This is a genomic window from Actinoplanes sp. NPDC049265, assembly GCF_043197135.1.
In the GTDB taxonomy this organism is placed as follows: Bacteria; Actinomycetota; Actinomycetes; order Mycobacteriales; family Micromonosporaceae; genus Actinoplanes.
Genome location: NZ_JBICSP010000005.1, coordinates 422,518 through 439,025, shown reverse-complemented (window position 1 = coordinate 439,025; position 16,508 = coordinate 422,518). Strand labels below are relative to the sequence as shown.

Sequence of the window (16,508 nt, the reverse complement as noted above, 5' to 3'; positions counted from 1 at the left end):
CGACATCTGGACCCGGCGACGCTCTCGGCATCAGCCATCCTCTGCGCAGAGCGACGTACGCCGAGCCCCGACGGCATCCGGATCTGCCGATGTGAATGCGCGCTCGTCCAATTCCGGTGAAAAGACATCAAGCAAAGTGCTGCCCCGGCGGCGTCGAGTTGGAACCTCAACCAGTCAGTGACCAGTTGAGCCGACCGTTTTCGACGATGGGGCGCCTTCGCTTAATTTCGGTGCCATCTATCAATGCATCAGCAACGTCCGACAACATTGCTGTCACGTTCGGCCAGATCGGGCCGTCATAGTTCCATTCATCCTTGCGGTGCATTCCCACGCATCCGGATTTCGGTCCGGGACGTAGATCGAGGAAGAGGTAGTCCCCTCCAAGATTGTGGGCTATCGGAAACCACTCCGGCAGCCAAGTCCAGGAGTGCGGAGAACCGGCTGGCTCGGCGCGCCGGTGAGCAAGCTTGGGCTCGTCGGCGACGAACTTCAGCATGCCTTGGTATCTGGCCAGGGCATCTCTCGTGGAGAGCGGTGTCCAAGCGACGGGTATGAGCCAGACGGCGGTACCGCCTTCGTCAGTTCCATCTGCGAGCCGCCACCACGCCCGCTGATCAGCCGGCAGCGGCCTTCCCAAGACCTGCTCGATAACGTCGAGCTGCTCAGCGGGAGCGGGGCCCTGAAGGCCCGCAAAATCATCTGGGCAGTTGTCTGCGAGCCATTTGACGATCCTGCTCCATGAGCGTTGCACATCCGCTAATTGCCCCATGTGGCCAGCATCCCCGAAGACTGAGGAGTTGGCCGCAAAGATCGCGGTATTGCATCGGTAAGCACGCTGCCAGCCCGCCAGCGTGCGTCCTCATCTGCCGCGATCCGCGCGATCACCGCCGCGTCTCACCACGGGGGTCGTACTTGCCGTCAAGCCATCGGATGTAGCGTTCGGCACGATCCACATATGTTTGCACGGTATTTTCGGCCTTACCGGCCGCGACAAGTTCCTCGCGGAACCGGTCTAGATCGGCATGTAGCTCTTCGGTCGTCCAGCAGCGATGTGGCATCCACTTAGGTTGCCGTATCGGGCGTAGCGCTTCGCAAGTACAAGGTCTCGGATTTCTCAAGCGTTCGTTCCTCGCGGACCGCGAGCATCACACTCACATGCCGCAAGTCGCGCGTCGCGGACCGTAAGGCTGCCAATACGGGGGCGGCGCACGCTCGCGCCAACATGCGTTTGTCTTGATACGCGTTGGCCAGCGAGCTGACTTGTTGGCCTGATGTCCAGGCCCGCCTCGCGGCCAAGCTCGCCTTGCTCAGGACGGCGTGAGCCTCGGACGGGCCTTCTAGAACATCGGCAGCGACGGCAGCGAGGTGCGTCCGCGAATGGTTACGCTAGCCTGGCGCTACGCCACCCAAGGAGGTCTAGGTTGGAGATCGAGCCGCCTCTCCATCAGCCGATAGAGCCGATGATGTCTTTCGGTGAGTTGGTCATGATATGCGTGGCCTGCGAGCGGCCGCGAACCTGCAACATTGCAGGCCTAGCGGATCTCCCCGCGGAATTGTCCCCCGAGAGCAAACGACCCTTTCCTTCCCGATATTCACTCGTGGTTTGCGACCGATGCGACGAACCCATGCTGGTGGTGCAGGAGAACTACGGTCGCGGCTGGGACGACGAACCATATCGCCTTTGGCCCCCTCAGCAGCGTTCGCTCAACACCGCAATACCGGACGGCCTTCGCGCAACTCATAGCGAAGCACGTGTCTGCTTCGATGCCAAGGCCTACAGGGCGGCTGTAGTAATGGTGCGACGGGCATTGGAAGGTGTGTGTGTAGACCACGGTGTCCGGGAAAGGGACCTGAGCAGGTCACTCACGACGCTCAATGAGCAGGGAATGATCGAAGGTCGATTGCTTGAATGGGCTCAAGGCCTGCGCGTTCTTGGCAATGCAGGGGCTCACTACAGCGATTCATCCGTTGGTCGCCAAGACGCCGAAGACGCTCTAGATCTTTGCGAAGCGCTACTCGACTACGTATACGTATTTTCAAACAAATTCGAGAAGTTCAAAGAGCGCAGAAGTTCATCCTAAACTATGCGCATCACGCACTGCCATGCCGCGATCGGTGCGCCGCCTAACAAACGCGTCGTCACGGATTGTCTGTGTGCCAGACCCGTTCGAACTCATTGACGGTGATCTCGAAGGTGCTCCAGTTCTCGTCTGAGTCGTAGAGGCTGGCCTGCCCGAGAACTCCGTTGCGGTCTTCGTCGTGTCCGGGTCCGTAACGCAGGACGTGGCCGGCGTCGTAGATCTCGACCTGACGGATGGGCCAGCCCTCGTCGTCCCGTCTCGAAATACCAGAACGAGTGGCCCTAACCGTCGAACTGGTCGCCTCGCGTCTCGTCCCAGCGACGGCGGTAGAAGCGGCTCGGCACCGCCGTACAGTGCCGCGAACGACGTCCTCATTTGCCGCGATCCGGGCCCCGACTTATGTCCACCGGCTACTCACCGTGAGCGGTGGACGCGGTCGCCCCGCCAACCGGCGTCGCAGCTCTCCCAAGGTCTCGGTTCCGGGTCAGTGCGCGTTTGGCGTACCGATTCCGCATTGGAACCTGCGCGCCCCACCCACCTCGTCTCGCTGCCGTCGGGCGTGACCGCCCGGACCCGCAAGCCTCAAATCATGCGACGTGGGTGCTCCGTGGGTGCTCGGACGTTCAAGAGCAGGACGGATTTGTATGCCTACCAACGGATTCCCACGACCAAAACCCTAACCGCGACCCGCGAAGTCGGCCCGGACCCACGCCACCGCCGCCGGATTGCGGCCGTATTCACTGGATGGTCACCACTCCGTGCGGATGAAACGGACACTGCTCGCAAAGTAGCGGAACTGCGGACTTTTAATCCTTAGGTTCAGGGTTCGAGTCCCTGGCGGCCCACTGCTTCTTCCTGGGAGCGACCCCCAGACCCCACGTTGCGGTGGGCGTGCTGGTCGGTCCTGTGGCTGGCCGTATCGGTGTGAACTTCTAGAGGCCGAGCAGCCAGGTGATACTCACGTCCCACGCTCCGTGATCGTCGGGCCAGATCACCCCGACTTCCTGGCTGTGTGCCAAGTGGATGAGGTCGTTTGATGGTCGTGTGGGAACTAAGATCGCATGTCGGCAATCAGGAAGAGATCGTGTGTAGTCGGCTAGCTGTCCAATCGCTAGACGGATCTCGTTCCGTCGACTGGAAGACTTTGTCTCTATCAAAATTTGCCGGCCGGGAATCCATACATCAGTCAATAACGGGTTAGAGCTACCCTCATGCGGGATTGCCCAACGGTGGAAGGGGATGACTTGTCGGAACAGGTAGGTGCAGATCGGTTTTCCAGGCGTGCCTCACGGGTCAGTTGAGATACGGCCTGAGCCACCTCGCCGTCCTCCCAGCATATTAAGTCGTGCCGCTGGATAGCAACGCTTCATCTACGCCCTGAGCTGCTGAGACTCACGGGCACGGGATCGCCGAATCGTGGTGGCCGGGCGGTCCGCATGGTGCATCGTCCGGCCTTGTTTGTGGCTTGCCGCAGTCCAAACGTGACTCGCGGGCAGGCTGGTTTACTCCTGGCCGGGACTTGCCGTGGGCAGCCCGGCTGCTTTGGCGCTGTCGAGCAGTCGGCGGTCGTAGGTGACGAAGGCCAGTAGCGCCGATCCGGACTCGTTGGTGAGAACCTGCGCGGTGGCGAGGTGAATGGCGTCGAGGCTGCGCAGTGTCGGTTCGGCGAAGGCAGCCGCTGTTGCGCGGATCGTGCTGTCGATCTCCAGCCGGAACAGCCGTCCGACTGCGGCCGGCACGCCGACCAATGCCTGGGGGGCTGACCGGCGCAATGCCCGGGGCACTTCCACTTCCACGAGGGCCGATGAGACGAGGGGCGCATCGCTGTGGGCGTTGAGCCAGGCGACGAGTTCGGTGCTGTGCGTCTCTTGGCGGACGAGTTTGACGACCGCGGCCGAGTCGAGGTAGATCACCAGCGCTCCTCATCGCGCATCTCGACGAGTGTCGCAGCGGCGTCGATGTTCTCGTCGCCGAGCTTGGGTGGTAGCGGAACCGGACCGCTGCTGATGGGAGCGACTGCCCGGCCTGCGGCTACCAGTTTGGCCAGGGCGGAACGGTCGTCACCGACCGGAACGAGGCGGGCGATGGGGTGCCCACGGTCGGTGATTTCGACGGTTTCACCTCCGCTGACACGGGCTAACACCTGGCTCGTGTTCTGGTTCAACTCGCGGACACCGATACGCTCCATGCGCTGAGTGTAGAACAAATGGTTCTACATGGCCAACGCTTGCCTGGTCTGACCGGTGCTATCCCTTGATCTGCTCAAACGCGCCGGCAGCGGGTTGCCGTCAACAGTGATCCGGCGGTTCGCATGGTGCAACGTCCGCCCCACCATGCCTGCTCCGGGGCGACCCCCGGAAACCCCACGGTGCGGTGGTCGCGCCTGCGGTTGTGTCGCTGGTGTTGGGTGGCGGGCGCAGCGGCCGCTGTTGGCCGGTGCCGTGTTCGTTTCTCTCCGGAATGGGGGCATCGCCACGGGGTAAACGCTTTGGCGATGTGGTTACGACCTGTTCGACCAGAGTCTGTCTATGGGAAGTACCAGGGTGCCGTCGTCGAATCGGAAGGCCAATTCGCCGGTGTACAGCACTATGGCCGAAGCGAGACGTTCACCGACGCGGGAGCGGAGGGCTCTGATGCCGGCGACGTCGGACCGGTCTACGCGGGTACCGGCCTTGATTTCGAAGGCGAAGACCATCCCGTCGTCGCGCTCCAGTATCAGATCCACCTCCTGGGCGTCAGACGTGCGGAAGTGACCGACCACGACGGGCGCGTCCAACCAGGTCACCTGGCGAAGAATCTCGCCGACGGCGAACGTCTCGACCAAGTGGCCGTACTCCGTTAATGCTGCCGGGTTGTTAGTGGCGATCTTCTCCGGCGTAAGGCCGAGAAGCCAAGCCATGACGCCCGAGTCAACGAGATGGACCTTGGGTTGCCGAGCGGCCCGCGAGGCGAGCGTCGTTCCCCAGGCCGGCACCCGTTGAACGAGGAAGACGGCCTCCAGCAGCTTGAGGTAATTCTCGGCGCTGGACTTCTCCATCCCCACCGCCGAAGCCGTGCTGGCGATATTGAGTACTTGGCCGGACCGAGCGGCGAGAACACGGAGTAGCCGGGGGAGCATTTCCCGTTGACGTACCCGGCTCAACTCCAGCACGTCTCTCTCAATCACAAGGTCGAGGTAGTTCGCGAACCAACGCGACCGCGACCGTCCCGGGGGCCGCCGTAGCACGACAGGCATCCCGCCCGAAATGATCCGGCGCGCATACTCGGCGCGCGTCGTCGGAGACGGGGCCGATCCGAGCGATACATCAGCGCCGTCGAGCAGCCTGCCGACCATGAAGTCGTCGGTTGTTCCGTCGACCTCCGCCTGTGTCAGGGGCAGCACGTCAAGAATGTCGACCCGGCCAGTCAGGGCCTGTCCGGCATCGGGCAGGGTCACGTACCGCGTCGATCCAGCCAGGACGAACCGTCCTGGACTGAGATCCCGGTTCAGCTCGGCCTTGATCGCGCTCAGGAGGTCAGGGACGTGCTGGTACTCGTCGATCAAGATGGGGCCGGGGCCGCTGACGAATCGCCCGGGATCGGCACGAACCGCGGCGCGAGTAGCGGGGTCGTCACAGTCGACCACCGGCCGTCCCAGACGGTCGGCAAGCGCATGCAGAAGAGTGCTCTTGCCGACCGTGCGGGGGCCGTTGAGCACGAGTGCCGGTTCCTCGCTCAGTCGGCGGGTCAGTACGGCCGCGAGCTGGCGCGGAGCTATGCCAGTGAGAGATCCGTCCACGGCTGTCAGGCTATCTTGTTCCGCATCTGCGAGGGAAATATTCCGCATTCTGCAGCCTTGGATTCCGTATTTGCAGGTGAACTTCATGCCCCGGTCAACACATGGCTTGGTTGCCCGTCCGGCGGCGGGAAGAAGAAGGCGCGCGAGGACTTTGGGTGTGTGTCTTCCGTCTCTGCCTATCGCATCGATAGGTTTGATTGATGAAGATGGTTGACGAGGCCGGGTACGACGCGTTGCGGCTGCGGCAGTGGCAGATCGGGCAAGCCGATGGCTTTTCCCGGCGGACGTTCCTCGCGTTGGCCGCCGCTGTCTCGGCGGGAACTCTGCTGGGCCCGGAGGTGGCGTCGGCGGATACGCCGGGGCCGATCGTCAAGCCGTTGCCGCCGGACTTGTTCACGGTGTTCGGGTCGAACGCTGAGATGCGGTGGTCCGCGATGCTCGGGCAGGGGTATCTGGTGCCAGTCGACCGGTTCTTCGTCCGCGACCACACCAGCACCCCGATTATCGACGCCGGTACCTGGCGATTGACCGTTGACGGGGCCGGTCTGCGCGGTGGGCCGGTCGAGTTCAGCCTGGCCGATCTGCGCCGGCTGCCGAGCGAGACGGCGATCACCGCGATCGAGTGCGCCGGCAACGGGCGCAGCTTCTTCACCACCCAGCAGGATCAGAGCGTGACCGGCACCGCGTGGACGCTCGGGGCGGTCGGGGTCGCACGCTGGCGCGGCGTGCGGCTGTCCACCGTGCTGCGCCGAGCCGGCCTGTCCCGCCGGGCGGTCGACGTGATGCCGTCCGGGCTCGACCCGAACTACGTGACCGGCGGCGTCGACCTCGGCCACGTGCGCCGTCCCATGCCGGTCGGCAAGGCCCTGGACGACGTGCTGCTGGCGTACGAGATGAACGGTGAGCCGCTGCTGCCCGATCACGGCCATCCGGTACGCCTGGTGGTGCCGCACTGGATCGGGGTGTCCTCGATCAAATGGGTGGGCCGGATCGAGGTCTCCGACCAGCCGCTGTTCTCGCCCTGGAACACCCAGTTCTACCGACTATTCGGTCCCGGCTATCCCGACGAGGGGCAGCCGTTCGACAAGCAGGTCATCAAGAGCGCTTTCGAGCTCGACTTCGGCGCCACCGTCGAGGCCGGCCGCACCGTAAGGCTGACCGGCCGATCGTGGTCGGCCGGCGGCCCGATCCGGCGCGTTGACATCAGCACCGACGGCGGCCACCACTGGCGGCGCGCCCGGCCCATCGGCCTCGACCTCGACGCGGCGTGGCAACGCTGGGAACTCGACTGGAAACCCACGGCAGGCAACCACGAACTGCTGGCCCGAGCCACCGACGTGCACGGCAATACCCAACCCGACGTCGCCCGCTACAACACCCTCGGCTACCTCTTCGACGGCGTGGTCCGACATCCCGTGTCGGCGGTCGCTGTCTGACCTGTTGGACCGAGTCGGCGATCCCCGGCCGCGTGAGTTCAGGTGGTCCGCACCGGCTCCGGCGCCTCGCCGGGCTCGCTACGACAGCTGGAGCCGGATGTCGTTGCGGAACATGTCCGCGCGAATCGCGGCTACGTCGTACCTCTCATGAATCTGTCCGTCGTGGTCAGCGTCCCACCCGGGTACGACACCAATCGTGACCGATCGAGCTCGGCCGTTCATCGAGCGATTCCGCGAGGAGCCGGTCGTGATCTCAAAACCTCCAGTCGAATCGACAGTTCAGCCTCCAGTGAATACAGAAATTGCTGTATCGTCCGGAGCGTGGAGACAGCAACCCATGGCCAGGCCCTTGCCCGTTTCGGCCACGCCCTGTCCGACCCCACTCGGGCCCGGCTCCTGCTCGCCCTGCGCGAAGCGCCCGGCTACCCGGCCGAGCTGGCCGACCTGCTCGGCGTCACCCGGCAGAACCTGTCCAACCACCTCGCCTGCCTGCGCGGCTGTGGCCTGGTCGTCGCCGTGCCCGAGGGCCGGCGCACCCGCTACGAACTCGCCGATATCCGCATCCGGCACGCCCTCGGCGACCTGCTCGGTCTCGTCCTGGCCGTCGACCCGGCCGCCTGCCCCGACGCCGCCGACCAGGACTGCTGCTGATGAGCCGGCCTCTGCTCTCCCTCACCCCGGCCGGCCCGACCGCGCGACGCCGCACGATCCTCGCCCGCCGAATCCGGCTGCTGGTCGCCGCCACCATCACCTACAACCTGATCGAAGCCGCCGTCGCGATCAGCTCCGGCGCCGCCGCCAACTCCACCGCGCTGATCGGGTTCGGCCTCGACTCGATCGTCGAGATCTCGTCCGCCGCCGCTGTTGCCTGGCAGTTCGCCGGCCGCGACCCCGAGGCCCGCGAGAAGAGCGCGCTACGCATCATCGCCTTCTCGTTCTTCGCGCTCGCCGCCTACATCACTGTGGAATCGGTACGCTCCTTGCTCGGTGGTGGCGACGCCCGGCACTCAAGCGTCGGTCTCGTCCTGGCCGCGGTATCGCTGGCGGTCATGCCCGCCCTGTCCTGGGCGCAACGCCGAACCGGCCGCGAACTCGGCTCCCGCACCGCCGTCGCCGACTCCAAACAGACCTTGCTTTGCACCTACCTGTCCGCGATCCTGCTCGCCGGCCTCGCCGTCAACATCCTCTTCGGCTGGAGCTGGGCTGACCCGATCGCCGCCCTGATCATCGCCGCCGCCGCCATCAAGGAAGGCCGCGAAGCCTGGCGCGGCGACACTTGCTGCGCGCCACCGCTCACGAGCTTGACGGCACCGTCTGCGGCCGACCACTGCCAGGACGGCTGCTGCACAAGCGCGCCACCCTCCTGATCTCGCGAAACACCCCGCGACCCAGTCCAAGCGCCAGATAAGCGACATGTGGCCGAACCCGTGCCGGTCGGTTGCGCTGATGGCCCGTGGCCGAGGTGCACCTCGCTTCGCTCGGCGGGTCGGCTTTGCGGGAACCGGTGCCGAAGCAAGCACAGTAACGCCGGTTGGCCAAGGATTCGCCGGAGCAGGCATGGTGCGACGTCCGCCCAACCATGCCTGCTCCGGGGCCGAGGTTCCGTGCTGCCCGCTGTACCCGGGCGGGCGCCGTACCTTGCTATCGAACGGTGACCGCCGTGCTGGTCGATCGGCCGTCGTTGTAGCCGGTCTGGCGGGCCAGCACGGTCACGGTGAGGGCCTTGCCGCGCATCGACGAGGTCAGCTCGAGCGTGGCGCCGGTCGCACCCCGGATCACCGTGCCGTTGAGCCGCCATTCGTAGCCGTACGACGAGGCCTTGGGCGACCACGTGCCGACCGACGCGCGCACGGTGTAGCCGACCCGGGTGGTGCCGGTCATGGCCGGTCGTGCGGTGGCCTGCGAGGCGGCGCCCTTGGTGATGGTCGGGGACTCGTTCGTCATGGTGAGGGCGGGCATGTAGCCCGGCCGGGTGCCGATCACCATGACGGCCAGCCGCTTGCCCAGCAGGGCCGGCGGGATTACGAACGACGCCGAGTTCCCGCCGCTGATCAGGACGCCGTTGGCGGACCACCGGTACGAGTAGGCGGTAGCCGCCGGCGTCGACGTGCCCGGGTTCGCCGTGATCTTCCCGCCGACCACGAACGAGCCGGTCAACCACGGTCGCTTGGTCGACTTCATGACAGCCGGCACGGTTCGGGTCGCGCCGCCGACGGTGAGCGCGGCGCCCTGGCCGTCGGCCGGCTGGGCGGTCAGCGCCCAGGTGAAGGTTCCGTCGGCGACCGGCCGGCCGGCCGAGTCCTTGCCGTCCCAGGTGGCCTTCAGGATGCCCTGGGCGGAAGATCCTCGGAGGGTACGGATGACCGCGCCGGCCTGATCGCGGAAGGTCAGCTGCCACGCGGCGGCCGGCTTGGACAGCCACCAGCTGCCCGCCCAGCCGGCGACCTGGGTGCTCACTGTCGAGTCGATCACGGTCAGCGCCGACGCCGGGATGCCGGTCGGCACGATGTGTACCCGCTGACGGGCGTCGGCGTACGCCACACCCCCGCTGAACCGGTCGACGGTCCAGCCCATCCGCGCCCACACGAACGGCGGGCCCAGCTCGTCGTCCGCGACCAGCGTCCGCGGCGCCTGGCCGCCGGTCAGGTCGAGAAGCTTGAGCCCGGCGCCGGTCTCGTGCTGCACCAGGTAGCCGTCGCCGAGGAGCACGTCACCGGCCGGGGCGGCGACCATCCGCTTGTCCGTCCGGTCGTAGACCCCGGAGGCGTGCACGCTGCCCCAGCTCTCCTTGCACACCCAGTAGACCCAGCGGCCCACCGCCTGCAGGTCGGTCGGAACGCACCCGTCGGTGGTCCGGAACGTCTCGACGACGCTGTTGCCGGGCAGCTGGGTCGCCACCACGGCACCGCCGGACGGCGCGGCACTCCACAGCGTCGAACCCCAGACGGCGGCCGCGACCGGCTCGCGCTTCTCCAGCACCACGCCGGCGGCGCCGGGTTTGAATTCGACAATGCTCTGACGCTGGTACGGCAGGTTGTTGACCACCCCGTACCGTCCGGACAGGTCGGCGAGTTCCGGGCTCCCCTCGCCAGTGTCGACCCGCGGGCCCCACTCGGCGTCGCCGTTGGCGTAGAGCATGGTGTGGCTGTAGTAGGAGCCCGCCCGCCGGCCGTGATAACCGGTGCCGTCAGCGAACATCGCGACACAGCCCTGGGCCTGGTAGCAGTACCCGTCGTCGCCCCGGACGTGGCCGTCCACACTGGACCGGACGACCGCCGGTGCGGTGCCGGTGGCCGGCGTCGTCAGCCAGGTGCTGCGGTAGTTGCCGTAGTAGTCACCCGGGTGATAGCTGTTGCTGTTCTCCGCGGTGGTGAGGATGCCGCTGCCCAGCGACAGGCCGTAGACCTGGGCCGGCATCGGCGTCACGTCGGTCACCCGGTGCCGCTCGGCGTGGCCGCCGGCGCCCTCCGTGATGCGATAGATGCCCCAGTCCAGGTCGCCCTCCTCGACGTACGCCGCCGCCCCGGCCACCAGGGCCGAGCCGTCCGGGGTCTGGACGATCTGGTTGCCGGACGGGTCCATCAGGAACGTCTCGTCCGGGTTGTCGACGTCGGTCGGCACCGCCCACAGCGGCTGGCCGCGGTACTTGTCGTCGCCCGGCGCGACCCGGTCGACGGCCAGGAAGGTGGAGCCGACGATGCCGTGCTCGTCGGCGTACGCGAACGGGCCGGTCTCGATCTCGCGGTAGTCGCCACGCAGATCGTCCCGATCGAGGACGTCGAACTTGTACCGCCCGCCGCGGTCCCGCAGCACGGTGTGCAGTCCGAGGCGGAAGCCGTTGACCTCCCAGCCCTGGCCCTCGGCCAGCCGGTCGGGCAGCGCGACGGCCACCCCGTCGTTCAGGCCGATCAGGCTCCAGTGGCCCCAGCCCTGTTCTGAGCCTTCCTCCGACGGCACCTTGAACTTGAGGATGATCGAGCGGGCGTCGCCGTCCTCGACGGTGATGTTGGTGGCGTCGGCCGGCAGCCCGGTCACCGCGGTCTCGGTGCCGTCCCGCCACAGGTGCGCGGCCTGCGTTTCGTCCTCACCGCCGGTCCTGGTCAGTACGGTGCGGCCAAAGGTGCCCAGGTATGCCTGCCCGGCCGGGATCGCTACCTTGCCGACCGTCCGGGTCTTGTCCAGCAGCGTGACGTGCGGCGCGTCCCCGCCCTCGTACAGCGCGACGGTGTCCGAGCCGCGGCCGTACCACCCCGGCGCGAACGACGGCACCTCTCGGAAGTAGCCGCTGTCCATGTCGTAGGTGACCGTGTAGGGGAGCCGCTGGTCGAGCGCGGTGGCCGCGCCGGTGGAGTAGTCGGTCCACAGCAGTCGGTCGTCGCCCTCCTGAACCCACAGGAAGCCGCTGTCGCCGGCGTTGAGGATGCGCGTGGCGCGGGGGATGGTCCGCGGCGACGCCGGCAGGACGAGTTCACCGGGTACGTCCGCCGCGTGCGCGGCGGTGACGGGCGACGCGACGGCCGGTGCGCCGGTCAGCGTGAGGCCGAGGCTGAGCGTCGCTGCCAGCATGGCCGAGGTACGGGTTATGGGCACGGGCACAAGTTAACGAAACCCGAGACTTCGTCATGTCCCCCGAATCGGGCGAACCGATGCCCGGAGCTCATCGATGCCGAATCTTGATGCGCGCTGCTACACCGTTCGGCTCCTGACGAGGCCTCGCTGAACTCACAATGCCTCCCGGGGGTGGGTGGGCAGGTCGGCGAGGAGCTGTTCCACACGGGTACGGATGTCGTCGCGGATGCCGCGCACGACGTCGAGGAGACGGCCGGCCGGGTCGTCGAGTTTCCAGTCCTCGTAGCGTTGGCCGGGAAAATCGGGGCAGGCGTCGCCGCAGCCCATGGTGACGATGACGTCGGAGTCCTGGGCGACGGTGGTCGCCTTCCGTCGGTGCGGGTGGTGAATTCCAGGGTCAAACGGAGTCGGGGTTGAGCAGGGACGACAGCTGCCGCATGAGGTCTGGGCGCGGGCTGTAGTAGACCCAGCTGGCGCGGCGGACGGCGTTGACCAGGCCGGCCTCGCGCAGGGTCTTGAGGTGGTGCGAGATCGTCGGCCCGGACAGCTCGAAGGCGGGGGTGAGCTCGCACACGCAGATCTCCCCCTCGGGGGCCGAGGCGATCATCGACATCAGTTGGAGCCGGACCGGGTCGCCGAGCGCCTTCAGGGCCGGGGCCAGCGCGGTCGCCGTGGTGGCGTCGACCCGGGTCTGGGTCATCGGCGCGCAACAGGTCTCGACGGTGGCCGCTGGCTTTGACATACGTCGAGGTTGACATACATCGAAACCGCGTGCAAACCTCGGCTTCGACGAACGTCGAAACCACGAGGGCGGGGCGATGAGTGACACCGAGCAGGTTCAGCCGGCGGCGCGCCTGCGGATGAGCCCGATCCGCGTGCGGGCGATGACCGAGGCCGACGCTCCCGCCGTGCTGACGATCTACCAGGCCGGGGTGGACGGCGGGAACGCCAGCTTCGAGGACACCGCCCCCACCTGGGACGCCTTCGACGCGAGCAAGCTCGCCGCGCATCGGCTGGTCGCGGTCGACCACGACGACATCGTGCTCGGCTGGGCGGCCGTCTCGGCGGTGTCCGGCCGGGCGGTCTACGCCGGGGTGGTCGAGCACTCCGTCTACGTCGACCCCGATGCCCGCCGCCGCGGCGTCGCCCGCGCGCTGCTCACCGCGCTGGTGGCGTCGACCGAGGCGGCGGGCATCTGGACCATCCAGTCCGGCGTCTTCCCCGAGAACACCGCCAGCCTCGCTCTGCACCAGGCCTGTGGCTGGCGCGTCGTCGGCATCCGCGAACGCGTCGGCCGGCACCAGAGCCAAGGCAACCGGTGGCGCGACGTCGTCTTCATCGAACGCCGCAGTCCTCACATCAGCTAAGGAGCAATCTTCGATGTACGAGCAACTGCCGATCGCCGTGATCGGCGCCGGGCCGGTCGGCCTGGCCGCCGCCGCCCACCTGGCCGAGCGCGGGCTGCACTTCACCGTCCTCGAGGCCGGCGACCAGGCCGCCGCCGCGGTCCGCGACTGGGGTCACGTGCGGGTGTTCTCGCCGTGGCGCTACAACATCGACGCGGCCGCCGCCCGGCTGCTGGCCGAGGCCGGATGGGTGCGCCCGGACGACGACAAGCTGCCCACCGGCGCCGAGCTGGCCGCCGACTACCTGCAGCCCTTGGCCGACCTGCCCGCCTTGAAACCCCATCTGCGGTACGGCGCCCGGGTCACCGCGATCACCCGGGCCGGCATCGACCGGGTACGCACGGCCGGTCGCGCCACCACGCCGTTCCTGATCCGTCGGGCCGACGGCACCGATGTGTACGCCCGAGCCGTCATCGACGCCTCCGGCACCTGGGACCAGCCCAACGTACTCGGCGCCTCCGGCATCCCGGCCCACGGCGAAAGCGCCGTCACCGCGTACCTCAGCAATGGTCTCCCCGACGTCCTGGGCCGCGACCGTGACCGGTACGCCGGGCGCCGAACCCTGGTCGTCGGCAGCGGCCACTCCGCCGCCAACACCCTGCTCGCCCTGGCCGACCTGGCCCAGCGGGAACCCGGCACCACCGTCGCGTGGGCGATCCGCGCGGACTCGCCGCAGGGCTCCTACGGGGGCGAGTCGGCCGACGCGCTACCCGCCCGGGGCTCGCTCGGCACCCGCCTGCGCCGCCATGTCGAGTCCGGCGCGGTCGAGCTGCACGCCGCCTTCCTCGTCCAGCGCGTCACCGACAACGGCGCCACCGTCACCGTCTCCGACGGACAGCGGGAGATCACCGCCGACCGGATCGTCGTCGCGACCGGTTTCCGGCCCGACCACACCGTGACGAGTGAACTGCGCCTGGACCTCGACCCGATCCTCGGCTCCACCCGCGCGCTGGCCCCGCTGATCGACCCGAACGAGCACTCCTGCGGCACCGTCCCACCGCACGGCGTCGACCAGCTCACCCACCCCGAACCCGGCTACTACGCCATCGGATCCAAGGCCTACGGCCGGGCACCGACCTTCCTCATGGCCACCGGTTACGAACAGGCCCGCTCCGTCGTCGCCGCGCTGGCCGGCGACTGGGACGCCGCCCGCGACGTCCAGCTCGACCTGCCCGAAACCGGGGTCTGCAACAGCAACGACGACGCCGCCGCCCTGGACGGCGCGAGCTGCTGCGGCCCCGAAGAGCCGATCGGCGCCTCGCTCAATCTGATCACCATCGGCGGCCCGTCGGCCGAAGCCGGGGCAAAGGAGCAGGGCGGCTGCTGCGGCAGCTGACCCGTGCCCCGCGCCACGGCGGCGGCCGCCGGCACCACCATCGGCGGCGTGTCAGTTCTTTTCCTCGAGGAAGGCCAGCGTGACCGCGGCGAAGAGCGGGGAGTCGACGATGTTGTAGTGGGTCAGGCCGGGCAGGATGGCCAGGGCGTGGCCGCCTCTGGGGCGGTTCTCGTTCATCCAGCCGCCGTCCCGGAGGCCGCCGTCGAGGAGCTTGAACACCTCGACGAAGTGGCTGGGCGGGGCCATGTCGGCGTCGGCGGCCACCACCAGGGTCGGCACCCGCAGGGCGCGGACCTGGTCGGTGAAGTCGAAATCCTTGGCCATCGACTGGCCGGCCTTGTCGAGGAGCTTCGGGAAGTCCTCGGGGTGGGGCGCGACCCGCTGGTACAGCTCGTACATCGGCGTTTCCTTCATGAATTCTGCCGCCGCCGCGGTCACCTGGCCCTGCTGCTGGAGGATCTCGGGGTAGGTGGCGTCGCGGCGGATGTGTGCGGACGCCGCGACCAGGCGGCCGACCTTCTCGGGGTGCTTGAAGGCGACGTGGTAGGCCACCCCGCCGCCCAGGGAGAAGCCGGCCACCGCCGGCCGGTCCAGGCCCAGGTGGTCGATGAGCGCGGCCACGTCGTCGGCCATCAGGGCGACGTCCAGCGGGCGGTCGACGTCGGCGGTGCGGCCGTGGCCCTGCAGGTCGACCAGGATGACCCGGTGGTGCGCGGTCAGCGCGGGCAGGACGGCCGCGAACATCTCGCCCGAGCCGAGGCCGCCGTGCAACAGGACCAGCGGGCTGCCCTCGCCGTGCGTCTCGTAATACAGGTTGATGCCGTTGACGTCGGCGTACTGGCCCGAACCGAAGTTCATGGTGACTCCTTGCTGGTCAGGATCGACTTGACGCACTACAGACCGAACGAGCGCGGGAAACTCATCGGCACGCGCTAAGTTTTTCCCGTGGTCGAATCGCGGCTGGAGGCGTACCGGGCCGAGCTGACCGGGCACTGCTACCGGATGCTCGGCTCGGCCTTCGAGGCGGAGGACGCGGTCCAGGACACCATGGTCCGGGCCTGGAAGGGGCTGGACCGGTTCGAGGGGCGGTCCGCGCTGCGGTCGTGGCTCTACCGGATCGCCACCAACGTCTGTCTGACCATGCTGGCCAGCGCTCAGCTGCGGGTCCGGCCGATGGATCTCGGCCCGGCGGGGTCGGGGCATGCCACCGACCCGGGCGAGCCCCGCCCGGAGCAGGTGTGGGTGGGCCCGGTGCCGGACGGCCGGGTGCTGCCTGGTGCCGCCGACCCGGCCGACGTGGTGGCCGGGCGCGAGTCGATCCGGCTGGCCTTCGTGGCCGCGCTGCAGCATCTGCCGCCCCAGCAGCGGGCCGTGCTGCTCCTGCGGGAGGTGCTGGCCTGGTCGGCGTCGGAGGTGGCCGAATTGCTCGACACCTCGGTGGCCGGCGTCAACAGCGCCCTGCAACGGGCCCGCGCCACCATCGCCGCCGCCGATCTCACCGCCGACGTGCACGACCCTCTCGACGATGCGCAGCGGACGCTGCTGACCAGGTACGTGACGGCGTTCGAGGCGTACGACCTCGACGCGCTGACGACGTTGCTGCACGACGACGCGAAGCTGTCGATGCCGCCGCTGCCATTGTGGCTGCGCGGCCCGGACGACATCGCCACCTGGATGGCCGGCACGGGCAGCGGCTGCCGCGGGTCCCGCCTGGTGCCGGTGGTGGCCAACGGCCTGCCGGCGTTCGGGCAGTACCGGCCCAGCCCGACCGGCGCCGGGCACGATCCGTGGGCGCTGATCGTGCTGGAGGTCTCAGCCGGACGCATCGCCGGGGTCAACAACTTCCTCGACACCTCCCGGCTGTTCCCGCTGTTCGGGCTCCCGGCCCACCTCGGGTAGTTC

14 protein-coding genes and 1 pseudogene are annotated in these 16,508 nt (G+C 67.9%); 7 read left to right on the top strand and 8 right to left on the bottom strand.

From position 1 onward, the window contains the following. Window positions 1-166 precede the first annotated feature (166 nt). Window positions 167-769 carry an SMI1/KNR4 family protein gene (locus tag ACGFIO_RS16630; protein ID WP_392827065.1) on the bottom strand — a complete coding sequence of 201 codons (603 nt, stop codon included), beginning with the start codon at window positions 767-769 and terminating at the stop codon, window positions 167-169. An 856-nt stretch (window positions 770-1,625) separates the two neighbouring features. Here ACGFIO_RS16630 and ACGFIO_RS16625 point away from each other — a divergent pair. After that, window positions 1,626-2,081: a DUF4145 domain-containing protein gene (locus ACGFIO_RS16625; RefSeq protein ID WP_392827063.1), complete on the top strand. Its 456-nt coding sequence runs from the start codon at window positions 1,626-1,628 to the stop codon at window positions 2,079-2,081. A gap of 1,502 nt (window positions 2,082-3,583) precedes the next feature. Here the strand turns inward: ACGFIO_RS16625 and ACGFIO_RS16620 are convergent. The 3 genes from ACGFIO_RS16620 to ACGFIO_RS16610 form a co-directional block, all read right to left on the bottom strand. Next, the gene (locus ACGFIO_RS16620; RefSeq protein WP_392827061.1) at window positions 3,584-3,994 is read right to left on the bottom strand and encodes a type II toxin-antitoxin system VapC family toxin; all 411 of its coding nucleotides are present in this window, start codon (window positions 3,992-3,994) and stop codon (window positions 3,584-3,586) included. Further along, window positions 3,991-4,269, bottom strand: coding sequence for a type II toxin-antitoxin system Phd/YefM family antitoxin (locus ACGFIO_RS16615; protein WP_392827059.1), 279 nt, complete (start codon window positions 4,267-4,269; stop codon window positions 3,991-3,993). The genes ACGFIO_RS16620 and ACGFIO_RS16615 overlap by 4 nt, the downstream gene beginning before the upstream one ends. A gap of 312 nt (window positions 4,270-4,581) precedes the next feature. Continuing rightward, window positions 4,582-5,859 carry an ATP-binding protein gene (locus ACGFIO_RS16610; RefSeq protein ID WP_392827057.1) on the bottom strand — a complete coding sequence of 426 codons (1,278 nt, stop codon included), beginning with the start codon at window positions 5,857-5,859 and terminating at the stop codon, window positions 4,582-4,584. A gap of 200 nt (window positions 5,860-6,059) precedes the next feature. On the opposite strand from ACGFIO_RS16610, the gene ACGFIO_RS16605 reads away from it, so the two are divergent. From ACGFIO_RS16605 to ACGFIO_RS16595, 3 genes are all read left to right on the top strand, one after another. Continuing rightward, complete coding sequence (locus ACGFIO_RS16605; protein ID WP_392827055.1) at window positions 6,060-7,295, top strand: sulfite oxidase; 1,236 nt, start codon at window positions 6,060-6,062, stop codon at window positions 7,293-7,295. A gap of 321 nt (window positions 7,296-7,616) precedes the next feature. Further along, entirely contained in the window at window positions 7,617-7,946 is a 330-nt protein-coding gene (locus tag ACGFIO_RS16600) for an ArsR/SmtB family transcription factor (RefSeq protein WP_392827053.1), read from the top strand. Continuing rightward, window positions 7,946-8,662 carry a cation transporter gene (locus ACGFIO_RS16595; protein WP_392827051.1) on the top strand — a complete coding sequence of 239 codons (717 nt, stop codon included), beginning with the start codon at window positions 7,946-7,948 and terminating at the stop codon, window positions 8,660-8,662. The genes ACGFIO_RS16600 and ACGFIO_RS16595 overlap by 1 nt, the downstream gene beginning before the upstream one ends. A gap of 274 nt (window positions 8,663-8,936) precedes the next feature. Here ACGFIO_RS16595 and ACGFIO_RS16590 read toward each other — a convergent pair whose 3' ends face one another. The 3 genes and pseudogenes from ACGFIO_RS16590 to ACGFIO_RS16580 all read right to left on the bottom strand — a co-directional run bounded on the left by ACGFIO_RS16590 (window position 8,937) and on the right by ACGFIO_RS16580 (window position 12,606). Then, window positions 8,937-11,885: a FlgD immunoglobulin-like domain containing protein gene (locus ACGFIO_RS16590; protein ID WP_392827049.1), complete on the bottom strand. Its 2,949-nt coding sequence runs from the start codon at window positions 11,883-11,885 to the stop codon at window positions 8,937-8,939. A gap of 132 nt (window positions 11,886-12,017) precedes the next feature. Next, window positions 12,018-12,218: pseudogene (locus tag ACGFIO_RS16585) on the bottom strand (heat-shock protein HtpX); the annotation flags it as partial. 43 nt (window positions 12,219-12,261) lie between these two features. Continuing rightward, the gene (locus ACGFIO_RS16580) at window positions 12,262-12,606 is read right to left on the bottom strand and encodes an ArsR/SmtB family transcription factor (RefSeq protein ID WP_392827047.1); all 345 of its coding nucleotides are present in this window, start codon (window positions 12,604-12,606) and stop codon (window positions 12,262-12,264) included. Window positions 12,607-12,724: 118 nt separating this feature from the next. Here ACGFIO_RS16580 and ACGFIO_RS16575 point away from each other — a divergent pair, with 118 nt between their 5' ends. After that, entirely contained in the window at window positions 12,725-13,231 is a 507-nt protein-coding gene (locus tag ACGFIO_RS16575) for a GNAT family N-acetyltransferase (RefSeq protein ID WP_392827093.1), read from the top strand. Between the two features lie 13 nt (window positions 13,232-13,244). Further along, window positions 13,245-14,606 carry an FAD-dependent oxidoreductase gene (locus tag ACGFIO_RS16570; protein WP_392827045.1) on the top strand — a complete coding sequence of 454 codons (1,362 nt, stop codon included), beginning with the start codon at window positions 13,245-13,247 and terminating at the stop codon, window positions 14,604-14,606. A gap of 51 nt (window positions 14,607-14,657) precedes the next feature. On the opposite strand, the gene ACGFIO_RS16565 is transcribed toward ACGFIO_RS16570, so the two are convergent. Further along, entirely contained in the window at window positions 14,658-15,464 is an 807-nt protein-coding gene (locus ACGFIO_RS16565) for an alpha/beta fold hydrolase (RefSeq protein WP_392827043.1), read from the bottom strand. Between the two features lie 87 nt (window positions 15,465-15,551). Here ACGFIO_RS16565 and ACGFIO_RS16560 point away from each other — a divergent pair, with 87 nt between their 5' ends. Next, complete coding sequence (locus ACGFIO_RS16560; protein ID WP_392827041.1) at window positions 15,552-16,505, top strand: sigma-70 family RNA polymerase sigma factor; 954 nt, start codon at window positions 15,552-15,554, stop codon at window positions 16,503-16,505. Window positions 16,506-16,508: the final 3 nt, after the last annotated feature.

What these genes read in the sequence shown, in the direction of transcription:
- ACGFIO_RS16630 (WP_392827065.1), bottom strand. Translation starts at nt 769, where the DNA reads ATGGGGCAATTAGCGGATGTGCAACGCTCATGGAGCAGGATCGTCAAA.
- ACGFIO_RS16625 (WP_392827063.1), top strand. Translation starts at nt 1,626, where the DNA reads ATGCTGGTGGTGCAGGAGAACTACGGTCGCGGCTGGGACGACGAACCA.
- ACGFIO_RS16615 (WP_392827059.1), bottom strand. Translation starts at nt 4,269, where the DNA reads ATGGAGCGTATCGGTGTCCGCGAGTTGAACCAGAACACGAGCCAGGTG.
- ACGFIO_RS16605 (WP_392827055.1), top strand. Translation starts at nt 6,060, where the DNA reads ATGAAGATGGTTGACGAGGCCGGGTACGACGCGTTGCGGCTGCGGCAG.
- ACGFIO_RS16595 (WP_392827051.1), top strand. Translation starts at nt 7,946, where the DNA reads ATGAGCCGGCCTCTGCTCTCCCTCACCCCGGCCGGCCCGACCGCGCGA.
- ACGFIO_RS16580 (WP_392827047.1), bottom strand. Translation starts at nt 12,606, where the DNA reads ATGTCAAAGCCAGCGGCCACCGTCGAGACCTGTTGCGCGCCGATGACC.
- ACGFIO_RS16575 (WP_392827093.1), top strand. Translation starts at nt 12,725, where the DNA reads ATGAGCCCGATCCGCGTGCGGGCGATGACCGAGGCCGACGCTCCCGCC.
- ACGFIO_RS16570 (WP_392827045.1), top strand. Translation starts at nt 13,245, where the DNA reads ATGTACGAGCAACTGCCGATCGCCGTGATCGGCGCCGGGCCGGTCGGC.
- ACGFIO_RS16565 (WP_392827043.1), bottom strand. Translation starts at nt 15,464, where the DNA reads ATGAACTTCGGTTCGGGCCAGTACGCCGACGTCAACGGCATCAACCTG.